We start from the raw sequence: 12,366 nt of genomic DNA on the forward strand, positions 1-12,366 counted from the left end.
TCTTATCATTTGATGGAGTGTAAAAAGCCCCTCTGGGACAGAAGGGCTTTCCGTTTATGCGTCTGTATTACTCACCTAAACTATAAGCAATCACATAGTCGCCATGATCTGGGGACTGGCGTGCGCCACCCGCAGAAACAACTACATATTGTTTACCTGTTTTAGGTGAAATATAGCTCATTGGTGTACCCTGACTACCGACGGGTAAACGTGCTTTCCATAACTCTTGACCATTTGAAGAGTTAAAGGCGCGTAAGTAGTAGTCCTGTGTTGCCGCAAAGAACACCAAGCCACCTTGAGTCGCCATTGGACCACCAATCGTTGGCATACCAATGGGTGCTTTTAAGCCCATTTTGATACCCATCGGACCTGTATCTTCGACCGTACCCAATGGAACCTGCCATGCAATTTGACGAGTTTTCATGTCAATTGCCGTCATGGTGCCGAAAGGTGGTTTTTGACATGGAATGCTCAACGCAGACCAGAAACGGTTTTTGTTGACTTTGTATGGGGTGTCTTTCATTGGCACTGCACCCATACCGGTATTTACTTTTTCACCGCCATTGGCTTGAATCGCCAAGTCTTCAGGGGTTTGTTTGATTAACTGAATCCAAAGCCCTAAGCGCATGTCATTCACAAACATATAGCGATGTGTTGGATCAAATGCGATAGAACCCCAGTTCATACCACCCAACGACCCTGGGAAGCTCAAGGAAACATCCGTACCTGGTGCAGTAAATAGACCTTCATAACGCATCGATTTGAAATTAATGCGACACATCAATTGGTCGAATGGCGTTGCACCCCACATGTCCGATTCAGTCAAAGTCTGGTTGCCAATTTGTGGCATTTCAATAGAACGTGGTTGGGTCAAACTGTATTGTTCATTTGGAATGTCGGCAGCTTTAACTGGCTGTTCCACCACTTTGGTTAATGGTTTACCTGTAACACGGTCAAGCACAAAGAACTGACCAGACTTGGTCCCAATCACCACAGCAGGTTTAGTCGAACCATCTTTCAGTGGAAAATCGACCAAGCTTGGTTGCATGGGTAAGTCAAAGTCCCATAAGTCATTATGAACCGTTTGATAGACCCACTTTTCTTTACCAGTAGTCGCATCAAGCGCCAATACCGAGGTATTGTACTTATGGTCTAAAGGTTGACGGTTTGCCCCCCAAAGGTCGACCGAAGAACTCCCCATTGGTAAGAACACGGTATTCATTTGTGGGTCATAAGACATTGCAGCCCATGAATTGGCTGAACTACGCTTATAGGTTTCACCTGGTTTTAGCACATAGTTTGGATCTGGATTACGTGGATCGAATGCCCAACGCAGTTTACCTGTAATGACATCGTATGCACGAATTACACCACCTGGCATGTCGGCTGCAACGTTATCGGCAATACGGCTACCAATCACAATTGAAGTGCCTGCAATGGTTGGCGCTGAAGTCACTTCAAAACGTGGAGCTTTGGTGCCATCACCCAAGCCTTCAAGTAAATTGACGGTACCATCGACACCAAAGTCTTTACAGCGTTCGCCTGTATCCGCATTCACTGCAATTAAGCGACCATCAGGGGTATTGGTATAGACACGTCGTGGACATGCGGTATTGGTCGCAACTGCTGTCACGGCTGTTGCACCTGCCAATGTTGGCTGGACCAAGGCTTGAGTCGAATCGAAATACGCCACACCGCGGCAACGCTCCCAAGCATCCGCTTTAGAGTTGACCTCGGCCTTCCAGATTTGCTTACCGGTGTCTGCATCCAATGCAATAATGTTGTTATGCGGGGTACACAACAATACTTTGTTGCCCACTTGCAATGGGGTCATTTGATCTTCTGCACCATTCCCCGAACCTGTGGTCATATCACCTGTTTGGAAACGCCAAGCTTCTTTGAGTTTAGACACGTTATTACGGTTAATTTGATCAAGTGCTGCAAAACGGCTCCCACCTGCATCACTACCATAGTGATCCCAATTCACCTGCTGTTTATTCGGGGTAACGGGTACTAATGGTAATTCCTGACCCGATGCTTCCACAGTCGGATGTGGAATAAACATGCCGTATAAACCACCGAACATACCTAAAACAGTCAATCCACCCACCACATAAGCTGGTGCGGACATTGCCGTTTGTTGCTGGTATTTACGAATAGAAGGCAAAGTAAATAACACCGCAGCAAAGAGTCCTGCTGGGAACATTAAGCGTGAATGTAGCGGCCAGAATTCAAAGCCTGTATCAATCAATGCCCAAATCACGGTACCGATAAAGACTAAACTGAATAATCCAACCCCAAGGGCTTTTTTTCTAAAAATGAAAATCGCTGAAACGATGGTCACTAAGCCTGCAATAAAGAAGTACCATGAGCCACCTAAACTGATGAGCTTTCCGCCACCAATTAAATAAAATAGGCCTGTTAACAATAAGGCCAAGCCAAGGACAAGGCACCATATTTTAAATATGGCTCCTGGCTTTGATTGAGCTTCAGACATACATCTTACTCCTAGTGCCGTGCGTTTAAATGATCACTCCCTCTCTCCTTTGAGTATCATTTATCTTCACGAATAAATTCTTTTGCTTGCGCAGCTGTACTGCGCAAGCCTTGATTCAAGTGTTTAAACTAAACAGCACTACTGCTTATATTTTAATCACCTTTTCAATCTAAATACTGTTAAAAATTCACTTTCATACTTAAACCAGCCACCCATGCATCTTCGACTTCTTTTATGCCTGTTGGTTGATAGATGTATTGCAAGTTTGGTCGAAGCATAATCGCGGGTGACCATTGGTAGGTGTAGTTCAATTCAACATTCAGTTCATCACGTTGAATCGGAACATAGTCACTGGCCACTGCGTCGTAACTGTAATAACCACGACTTTCATTGGTGGCAATTTGTTTATCCGTTACGCGATCATTCACGACATAATTGGCAAAACCTAGTCCAATCGAATCGTTCGGACGACTCTCGAATGGTCCTTTATACCAAAGCGCCAGTTGTTGGGTACTTTCAACCGAAGTCGTGGCTTTATCATTCACAACACCATTAAAGCTGATGTATAAACCACGTTTAGGATCAGCACCGTGTTGAGTCAATTGTTGCTGAGCATTCAGCCAGAAACTGTATTTGCCATCTTGCATTTCGCCACTACGGATATCTTTGGCTTCCGCTGTGGAATATAGCGCTCCAAGTTTATATTCACCCGGTAAGCCATTTAATGCAGCTAACTTTGGTTTCCAAGCCAACTCCAGTGGAATGGTTGCCCCTTCAACATTGTCCATATCAAGGTTAAAACCATCACTATTGGATTGTGTTTTCACATTATCAGGATTGACTTCGTATACGCCCAAACCGAGTGACCATGCTGGTGCAAACTGATACTTCAGATTAGTCCCCCACACTCCGACAGGCCAGTTGTACCAAATTGAACCGATTGATTTACCGAGCTGACCACCACAAAGTAGCAAGTTCTGGAATTCACATTGCGAACTGTTAAAGTCATCCGACATGCCCATACGACCAATCTTGAATTGCACGCGATTGTCATCAAATCCTGATTTGATCCAGGCTTGGGTCAGACGCCAAATTTTTCCACGCCCGTAAATTTCTTGAGTATTGCCTAAGGTACTGGCACGCGGGTCTTTAATACGTTCTAGGGTTAAAGCGTTACCATCACGTTTGGTAATCATTAAACCTGCCGTAGTATTTTCCCAACCTGCAATTTTGTTCAAATCAAAATTGGCACCTAAAGTTAGTTGTCCTGCATTTTCCAGCGTATTGTCATCGTTATACCCCCCATCTAGGTTGGTTGCTGCCTGACTCATAATGGCTGCAGTGAATTTATAACCTTGATCTTCCAGTTGCTTCCGTTCACCGTTCCAATCACCAAATAACCATTGGCGGTCTGCCGAATAAAATTCATTGGCTGAAGCCAATTGGCAAGTGATTAGCGCCAAAGATAATGTGCCAAGTTTTAAGAGTTGTTGCATACCAAACATCCTTTTCTGTTTGGAAAGCTCAACATAGCTGAGCTTTCCATGCGATTCTTATTATTTCGTTTTAACGGCAGGGCTAAGTTCTGATGTTGCACCCAAATGGTCAGTCACATTGGCAGTCACGCTTGCAGCACCACCCAGTGCTTTCCAAGTGGTTTGACCTTGACCTTGCGCATTGGTGGTCACCACTTGCGTACCTAAATACTGCTCTGCTTCTTGGCTATTCGCTTGGCGATTGGCAAAGAATTCGACTTGATAGCGCTGATTTGGTTGCCCTTGAACTACAGCGCTAATTTGACCTTTGCTATAGCTTAAACGTGGTGCTTGGATATTGTGGTTTGGCATGGCATTACAGCCCTGTTCGTTTGACTGTGTACAAGTTTTTTGCAATTTCGCTGGCTCAATCACCACACCACCACCACGAGAACCCACAAAGCCGGCATGCTCTAAAGCAGGTACTGCAAATACAATCGCACCTAAACGCTGATCAGGTACACATGAACCACCCGCTTCACAACGCTTAATATCTTTACCGTTGTCCCAAATTGCGTTTTTAGTGAGTGTGGTACGCGCGTTAGCATCTTTTTCTGAACGAATGGCGATACCTAGACGGTTACCGTGGACTTTGTTGCTGTCAAAGATGTTGCCATCACCGGTTAAGTTAAAGCCAATTGAGTTATTAGTCAGTTCGTTGTACGCAACGTAATTACGTTTACCCCAGTTAATTTGGAGACCATCTGAGTAGTTCTCAAACTTGTTCCCTACGACCGCATTGTCATTGCCCCAAAGGATTTCAATGCCCTGAGATGGCTCTGGATTAGCCTTGGTTGAAGTGAATAGGTTATTGGCTACTAAGTTGAATGCCGCTCCACGCGTCAGTTCAAGTCCATCACCATTATCCACAAACACGTTGTTTAAGACTTTGTTGTTATTGGTGGTGGTTGAGGTTGGATTGCCTTTACCATCATCACCTGTCAACATCACCCCAGAACCACCGTAGTTGTTACTGATCCGGTTATGTTGGATGAGGTTGTTGCTCGAACGGTTAATCAAGACACCAATACAGAAACGGTGAATGTCTAGACCTTTTAAAGTCACGCCATTTACATCTTGCAATACCAGACCCGGTAACGTCATGGTTCGCACGTTAGTGCCATACTGTTCAGGGTTAGCACCTGGGCAGGCTTTCGCGCCTTCGCCTTTAATGTAGTTCGAACCATCAATGGCAATAAACTCACCGGTTTTATCCCACTGCGTACCAATAATCTTTACGGCAGATTTAATCGGAGGTAAAGGCTGATTTAGCTTAATGACATAAGGAGCTTTGCCGACGGCTTGAATCTGAATTTCATTTTCTTGTGCTAAATTGGCATTCGACTGTTCAATCGCCCAACGTAAAGAGCCTTGGTTACTATCGTCCTGATAGCGGTCAACCATATAAGTTTCTGCACTGGCAAAACCTGAAGCAGCCAAACTTAAAACCAGTGTGGTTAGACGTAAAGTGGATGATTTCATATTCAAATCCTTTTATATTTTGAAGTCTTAAGGTGTAGGCTGCACAGTTTTAAGGAACTGTTTAAGTTGGGTCACATCAATTTGACCCGGTGCTGACGCCTCACCAATCATGCCAAAGCTTAAGCTGCCACCCATGTTGGCCGTGGCTACACGCGAGATCGTGCCCAATTGCCCCATCGACATGGTCAATAATGGTTTTTGACTTTTTTGGCTCACCGCTAATGTTGCATTCATTAAGGTCATGACATCTTGTTTAGACTTCGGCATCACTGCAATTTTCAGAATGTCTGCACCCATTTGATCTTGTTTGAGCAAACGGTTTTCGATTTCTTGTTGTTCTGGAGTTTTATTAAAATCGTGATTCGACATAATCACTAATACATGTTTATCGTGCGCCAATTTGGTCAACTTCGCAACGCTGCCTGCATCACGGAACATCTCAATATCCAGCAACTGCATAAATGGTGCTTTGAGATATTCACGATAAATTTTTTCATAATCTTGATCAGTCACCGTCATTTTGCCACCTTCGTTATGGGTACGAATGGTCGCAATGAGCGGTTTATCTTTTAAAATTTGATTCAGTTGCTGACCAAGTGCAATCACTTTTTTCGTGTCAGCAGAAAATTCGAGTAAATCAATACGAAACTCGGCTAAGTCTGCATCGGGATTAGCTGCAATCACTTTTGCTTGCGTTATTGCTTGTTCAGCAGTTTTTGCCGTAATTGGTACGATGGTTTTAACAGGTAAGTCGCCAATATTGATGTTTTTCACCACATAATGCTGGGTGCTTAATGGCATGGCCTCGGCTGCAAATGTAGATGGCATTGCTGCAAGTACAGCACTGCTTAAACATAATTGCATCGCTAATTTTTTGATCGTAATCATTACAGTTCCTTGTATTTTCAATACTATTGCCTGACTTCAGTCATAAGCCGCAAACATACGTGGGATTCATGCAATGGGACATGGAATCCCCACGTATAAACTTCTATCTATTAGCCCAGTGCAGGAGGCCCTGCACAAAGCCTTGGGGAGTTAGATATCTAAAAACACGGTTTCATCTTCGCCTTGAATGCGAATGTCAAAGCGATAAACCACTTCACCATCACGCTCTTCACGCTTAGCAATGAGCGTCTGACGACGTGGCGCCCACTCAATACCTTTTAACACTGGGTCTTGCGTATTGGCTTCAGCTTCATCATCAAAATAAACACGGGTGTTCAAACCAATGTTGATACCGCGAGCAAAAATGATTAATGCAATGTGTGGCGCTTGTGTTGAGCCTTTACGTCCTGGAACAGCACCTGGTTTAATGGTGTCGAAACTCCAAAAACCTGTGTCAAAGTCTGCACCGGTACGCCCCCAACCCAAAAAGTTTGGATCAGCCTGTTTACCTTGGCTATCGGCAGCACTTGGATACACGCCATTGGCATCAGCCTGCCAAATCTCGATTAAAACATCACGTAATGGTAAACCTAAGCCGTCAAACACCTGACCTTCTAAGCGGATACGCTCGCCTAAGGTGTTTTCTTTCACTAGCTGGTTGTTAAAGTTATTTTCAAACACTTCAATGTTGGCTTGTTTTGGTAACAAACCAATGTGTACATATGGTCCACCTGTTTGAGATGGAGTTTCATGCAATTCCTGAAAATTCCAATTGTTCATGTTGTTCTCCCTGAATTAAGTCAAATCATTTTCGAAATAAGTCGCACGACGACCACGTAAAGTGATGTCAAAGCGGTAACAACGGCTGTCTGCTTCAATGAAATTGCTCTTGTCTTCTAAAGCAATCAGTGCACGACGTTGTTCTTCCGAAGGAATGGTTTTAATAATTGGACACGAATCAATCAGCGTATCGCCTTCAAAATAGAATTGAGAAATCAGACGCTGTGCCCAACCATCGGCAATCAATGAGAAGTGAATATGTGCAGGACGCCATTCATTGATACGGTTACGCCATGGGTAAGGACCTGGTTTAATCGTGCGGAATACAAAGTAACCATTGGCATCCGTCATCATACGGCCACAACCACCAAAGTTCGGATCCATCGCACCAATAAACTGGTCATTGGGATGACGGTAACGACCTGACGCATTGGCTTGCCACACTTCGAGCAAGGCATTTTTCACAGGGCGACCAAACTGGTCACGTACATAACCATGCACAATAATACGTTCACCAATTGGCAAACCTTCTTTGGCATAGTTCAAGATCAAATCGTTATCTTTAGGACCAAACTGATCAGCGCTAAAATGCGGTGCAGTCACTTCAGTTAATGTTTCTGCAATTGAGATCAATGCATTTTTAGGCGAACGCAATACACTGGTTTTATAGCCTGGTGTATACGCTGGCGGATGATCATCGGTATTACGCTGTGCATATGCACCTAAAATAAGTTGTGACATGTGACGTCCCTCTTAAACTTGTTCCATTACTCTTGATTGGTCTGTTCTTGGTTTAACTGCTTTTCACTCAGCTTTTGGGGTGCAATGCCCAAATCTGCAAAAACTTCTTCTGCCATGTGCATGGCTGCATTCGCTGCTGGGAGACCTGCATACAGTGAACAATGCAGAATCAACTCTTTTAAATCGTCCTTGGTCACACCATTGTTAAAACAAGCGCGTAAATGCATACGCAATTCTTCTTCACGACCTAATGACAATAAAATGGCAATGGTCACTAAACTACGGGTATGACGCGGTAAACCTGGTCTAGACCAAACTTCACCCCAAGCAAAACGACTAATAAAATTCTGAAAATCTTCATTAAAGTCATTCAGGTTCTCGATCGAACGATTCACATGCTTTTCACCCAGCACTTCAGTTCGAACTTTGATCCCTTGTTCATAGCGTTGTTCATCATTCATGGGAGAACCCTCAATTACGTTGCATCCGTATGTGCAACAAGTGATTTAACAAAAATAGCGACTGCTGCTGCGGTTGCAGGAATCATGAGCAGGCTTAAAATTGCAGTAAATGACCAGTCATTGCCGAGTAATACCGCACCAATCCAAGCACCAAACACGGCACCGAAACGCCCAATCCCAGACATCCACGCCACACCTGTTGCACGGCATTGTGTTGGATAGAAACGCGCGCTTAACGCTGGCATTGAAGACTGTGCACCATTAATCGCGATACCTGCACATAACACTAAGATGGCAAGTAAAGTTGGATTCGCTAAGCTCTGACCGACTGCCACAGCAAACAAACCTGCAACTAAGTAAAAGCACGCGATAATTTTATTTGGATTGAAACGGTCCATTGCCCAGCCAATGAATAAGGCACTGAGTACGCCACCAAACTGGAATAAACCACCAATAAATGCTGCACGCTCTAAAGTTGCACCCGTCTCACGCATTAAGGTTGGTAACCAGCTGGTCAACAGGTAAATCACGACCAAGCCCATGAAGTAAGTCAACCAAAGTAAAACTGTGCCTTTAACGTATTTCGGTGAGAACAACATGCCGAATACACCTTTTTTCTCTGCACCATCAATCTGTTCTTCTGGTACATGGAACTCCGTCACACCCTGAACTTGTTCAGGCGCAATACGTGACAAGATTTGGTGCACTTTGGCGTTATCACCCCCTTTGACAATCAAGAAACGATACGATTCAGGCAAGAAGAAAATCACCAAGATCATCAAGATCAGTGGCGACCAACCGCCTAGTAAAAACAGGCTGTGCCATCCAAAAGTCGGAATCAACCAACTACTGATAAAGCCGCCAGTCGCCATACCCAAGTTGTAACCACAGAACATACAGGTCACGAGCAAAGAGCGTGAGCGTTTCGGGCAATATTCGGAGAATAGCGTGGTTGCGTTTGGCATTGCCGCACCCAAACCAATACCTGTTAAAAAGCGTAAAATCACCAAGGTGTCTAGGTCAGACGCATAGGCAGATGCCAAGGTAAAACCACCAAAAATGAGCATGGAAACACTTAGCACCACTTTGCGGCCAAAGCGGTCAGCGGTTGGACCCGAAACCAAAGCCCCAATAATCATGCCGCCTAATGCCGCACTCATCACTGGACCAAGCTGGGAACGGTCTACACCCCAGTCTTGTGCCAAGGCTGGTGCAATAAACCCCATTGCTGCAGTATCAATACCATCAACAAAAACAATGAAAAAACATACAATTGCAATAAGCCACTGATACTTGCTAATTGGTGCTTCATTAATCAGTGCCTGCGCGTCTATACTCGTTTTTTGAGTAGCGTATTCCTGAGACGCCATACCTGCCTCCTTAGGCTGAAAGTCCTTTTTAAATCCTTAAACTATTGAATCGAACCAATGAACTGACTGAGCATTTGATTGAACTGCTCAGGTTGTTCAATATTGGAAAGATGCGATGCGTCAATCACCGCCAATTCACTATTTTGAATCTGTTGTTGCATGAACATGCCATCAGCAACTGTGGTCACAGGGTCAAATGCGCCTGCAATCACTAAAGTTGGAATATGAATGTTCTGAATTTCTTGAGTTAAATCGGCTTGTGCCAATGCACGGCAAGATTCTGCGTAACCCAGTGCTGGCGTTGTTGCTAAAGACTGGATGGTACGTTGTGCTAAAGCGTTATGTTGGTAATCAAACTGTTCGCTAAACCAGCGGGTATGTGTCGTTGCAACTAAATCAGCTAAACCGTTGGCAACCACAGCATCTGCACGGGCGTTCCAACCTTCTGCAGTCCAAATTTTGGCTGCTGAATTGGCAACGGTAATGCTATGAAAACGTGCTGCATGATGAATACCCAACCATAAAGCTGTCATTCCACCCATGGAAATTCCACAAAAATGGGCTTTTTGAATATTCAAACCATCCAAAATATCAATCACATCTTCAGCAAGGTTTTGTACTGAAGTATGCTCAATCACATCGCTATGACCATGACCACGTGTGTCATAGGTCACGACTTTAAAATGCTGTTCAAATGCCGCAACTTGAGGTTGCCACATGCCTTTGTCTGTGCCGAGTGAATTTGAAAATACAATTACAGGTGCATTTTCTTGACCGCTAATTTGCACAGCCAAACATTTGCCCTGACGATTGGTCATTGTAATATTCACTTTGCCTCTCCTTTTGCTTCCTGCAACACCGCATCAATCTGGTCTTGAATATTGCCAAGATAAGATTCGGGTTTAAAAATTTCTGAAATCTGATCTGCGTTAAAATAAGCTGTGACTTGATCCAATTCTGCAATCACATCTTTTAAATGCACGCCTTTTTCTACAGCTGTTTTACACGCCACTTCCACCACATGATGAGCCTGTAAACGCCCCATATGAGGTGCCAATGCCATCATGACCGCTTCTGCCATAATCAAGCCTTGGGTGCATTCCAAGTTACGCTGCATGTTCTCAGCATTAACTTGCATACCCTGTAAAACGTCTAAAGTCCGTTCTAAAGCACCTGCACAGAGTTGGAAAATTTCTGGTACGGCAAGCCATTCCGCATGCCAAGCACCCAAACTACGTTCATGCTCCTGCACCATGCTTTGGTACAAACTCGACATCAATACAGGCATACGGTTTGCTGCAGCTAAAACTGAAGCAGCGGCAACAGGATTACGTTTATGTGGCATGGTCGATGAACCACCGCGACCTTTTGCTGTTGGTTCAAAGATTTCAGCAATTTCAGTTTGCATCATCAAAGACCAATCACGTGCCATTTTGCCCAAGCTACCTGTCACCATCGCTAAAACACTTGCTACTTCCACAATACGGTCACGCTCACCATGCCAAGTGCAACTAGGCGCTGAAAGCTGTAACTGTGCTGCAAATGCCTCCACTACGGCAGTACCTTGGTTCTGTAACGATGCCAATGAACCCACTGCACCACCCAGCTGAGCTGTAAACACACGTGACTTCATCGCTTCAATACGTGCTAAATCACGATGAAATGCCGATGCCCAGCGCGCCAATTTATGACCCAGCGTAATCGGCAAACCTTGCTGCAACCACGTACGACCAATCATGACTTGGGCACGATACTGTTCGGCTTGAGCCAATGCTGCGCGATAACAGTGTTGAATTAAGGCTTCAACATGAGTCAACGCTGCACGGCACTGCAAAATACATGCGGTATCTAGAATGTCCTGACTGGTTGCGCCCCAGTGAACATAACGAGCAGCATCTTCATCGATTTGTTTGGCAATTGCAGTCAATTGCTTTACAAATGGAATTGCAATATTGCCCGCCAAGCCTGTTGCGACAGCCAAAGCATCAAAATCAATCTGATCCAACGCTGCTTCTGCAATTTGGCTAATTGCGGTAGCCGCCGATTCCGGAATCACACCAACCTGAGCCTGTGCTTGTGCCAACGCGACTTCAGCCTCAATCATGTAAGACACCAAAGCACGATCACTGAAAATTTCAGTCACGTCTTTTTGGTAGAATAAGCTGGCATATAACTGGCTCATGATGGTCTTTTCCTTAATCCGCTTTGCTAATCCGATTTAAACCCGCTGAATAATCAGCGCAATGCCTTGACCCACGCCAATACACATCGAACACAGTGCATAGGTACCACCGGTTTGTTCCAATTGGTTTAAAGCTGTAGTGACTAAACGTGCACCTGAAGCACCGAGTGGATGACCAATCGCAATCGCACCGCCATTTGGATTCACTTGTGTCGTGTCATCTGCCAGACCAAGATCACGGGTCACCGCCAGTGCCTGTGCGGCAAACGCTTCATTCAACTCAATCACATCCATCTGCTCGATGCTGAGATTGGCTTGTTTCAGCAATTTCTTGATCGCAGGTGCTGGAGCAAAGCCCATAATGCGCGGTTCAACCCCCACAGCCGTAGAGGCAATGATCTTGGCACGGGGTTTAAGCTGGTATTGTTCT

The 12,366-nt window shown here is 44.8% G+C and carries 10 protein-coding genes and 1 pseudogene; all 11 read right to left on the bottom strand.

Annotated features, from left to right (window positions below; all coding sequences use genetic code 11):
- Positions 1–67: 67 nt before the first annotated feature.
- Positions 68–2,497 carry a glucose/quinate/shikimate family membrane-bound PQQ-dependent dehydrogenase gene (locus tag AC6CHI_RS13575; protein ID WP_498121868.1) on the bottom strand — a complete coding sequence of 810 codons (2,430 nt, stop codon included), beginning with the start codon at positions 2,495–2,497 and terminating at the stop codon, positions 68–70.
- Positions 2,498–2,676: 179 nt separating this feature from the next.
- On the bottom strand, positions 2,677–3,993 hold the full coding sequence (locus AC6CHI_RS13580; RefSeq protein ID WP_498121869.1) for a carbohydrate porin: 1,317 nt from the start codon (positions 3,991–3,993) through the stop codon (positions 2,677–2,679).
- Positions 3,994–4,053: 60 nt separating this feature from the next.
- Positions 4,054–5,514, bottom strand: a complete 1,461-nt coding sequence (locus tag AC6CHI_RS13585) for a right-handed parallel beta-helix repeat-containing protein (protein ID WP_498121871.1) — start codon at positions 5,512–5,514, stop codon at positions 4,054–4,056.
- 27 nt (positions 5,515–5,541) lie between these two features.
- Positions 5,542–6,402: a type I 3-dehydroquinate dehydratase gene (gene aroD / locus AC6CHI_RS13590; RefSeq protein WP_498121873.1), complete on the bottom strand. Its 861-nt coding sequence runs from the start codon at positions 6,400–6,402 to the stop codon at positions 5,542–5,544.
- A gap of 150 nt (positions 6,403–6,552) precedes the next feature.
- Positions 6,553–7,182 carry a protocatechuate 3,4-dioxygenase subunit alpha gene (gene pcaG, locus AC6CHI_RS13595; RefSeq protein WP_498121875.1) on the bottom strand — a complete coding sequence of 210 codons (630 nt, stop codon included), beginning with the start codon at positions 7,180–7,182 and terminating at the stop codon, positions 6,553–6,555.
- A gap of 15 nt (positions 7,183–7,197) precedes the next feature.
- The gene (gene pcaH, locus AC6CHI_RS13600; protein WP_458892257.1) at positions 7,198–7,923 is read right to left on the bottom strand and encodes a protocatechuate 3,4-dioxygenase subunit beta; all 726 of its coding nucleotides are present in this window, start codon (positions 7,921–7,923) and stop codon (positions 7,198–7,200) included.
- 26 nt (positions 7,924–7,949) lie between these two features.
- A complete protein-coding gene (gene pcaC / locus AC6CHI_RS13605; RefSeq protein ID WP_458892256.1) occupies positions 7,950–8,384 on the bottom strand; it encodes a 4-carboxymuconolactone decarboxylase in 435 nt (144 codons plus the stop codon).
- Positions 8,385–8,398: 14 nt separating this feature from the next.
- Positions 8,399–9,754, bottom strand: a complete 1,356-nt coding sequence (gene pcaK / locus AC6CHI_RS13610) for a 4-hydroxybenzoate transporter PcaK (protein ID WP_498121878.1) — start codon at positions 9,752–9,754, stop codon at positions 8,399–8,401.
- Between the two features lie 41 nt (positions 9,755–9,795).
- A complete protein-coding gene (gene pcaD, locus AC6CHI_RS13615; RefSeq protein ID WP_498121897.1) occupies positions 9,796–10,572 on the bottom strand; it encodes a 3-oxoadipate enol-lactonase in 777 nt (258 codons plus the stop codon).
- Positions 10,573–10,580: 8 nt separating this feature from the next.
- On the bottom strand, positions 10,581–11,936 hold the full coding sequence (pcaB, locus tag AC6CHI_RS13620) for a 3-carboxy-cis,cis-muconate cycloisomerase (protein ID WP_498121880.1): 1,356 nt from the start codon (positions 11,934–11,936) through the stop codon (positions 10,581–10,583).
- Between the two features lie 36 nt (positions 11,937–11,972).
- Positions 11,973–12,366 (bottom strand): annotated as a pseudogene (locus AC6CHI_RS13625) (acetyl-CoA C-acyltransferase); the annotation flags it as partial.

The sequence above is a fragment of the Acinetobacter sp. GQ146 genome, from assembly GCF_059758585.1.

Excerpts from the sequence above, each read along its gene's own strand:
- pcaH (WP_458892257.1), bottom strand. The coding sequence starts at position 7,923 with ATGTCACAACTTATTTTAGGTGCATATGCACAGCGTAATACCGATGAT.
- pcaK (WP_498121878.1), bottom strand. The coding sequence starts at position 9,754 with ATGGCGTCTCAGGAATACGCTACTCAAAAAACGAGTATAGACGCGCAG.
- pcaD (WP_498121897.1), bottom strand. The coding sequence starts at position 10,572 with ATGACCAATCGTCAGGGCAAATGTTTGGCTGTGCAAATTAGCGGTCAA.
- aroD (WP_498121873.1), bottom strand. The coding sequence starts at position 6,402 with ATGATTACGATCAAAAAATTAGCGATGCAATTATGTTTAAGCAGTGCT.
- pcaG (WP_498121875.1), bottom strand. The coding sequence starts at position 7,182 with ATGAACAATTGGAATTTTCAGGAATTGCATGAAACTCCATCTCAAACA.
- AC6CHI_RS13585 (WP_498121871.1), bottom strand. The coding sequence starts at position 5,514 with ATGAAATCATCCACTTTACGTCTAACCACACTGGTTTTAAGTTTGGCT.
- AC6CHI_RS13575 (WP_498121868.1), bottom strand. The coding sequence starts at position 2,497 with ATGTCTGAAGCTCAATCAAAGCCAGGAGCCATATTTAAAATATGGTGC.
- pcaB (WP_498121880.1), bottom strand. The coding sequence starts at position 11,936 with ATGAGCCAGTTATATGCCAGCTTATTCTACCAAAAAGACGTGACTGAA.
- pcaC (WP_458892256.1), bottom strand. The coding sequence starts at position 8,384 with ATGAATGATGAACAACGCTATGAACAAGGGATCAAAGTTCGAACTGAA.
- AC6CHI_RS13580 (WP_498121869.1), bottom strand. The coding sequence starts at position 3,993 with ATGCAACAACTCTTAAAACTTGGCACATTATCTTTGGCGCTAATCACT.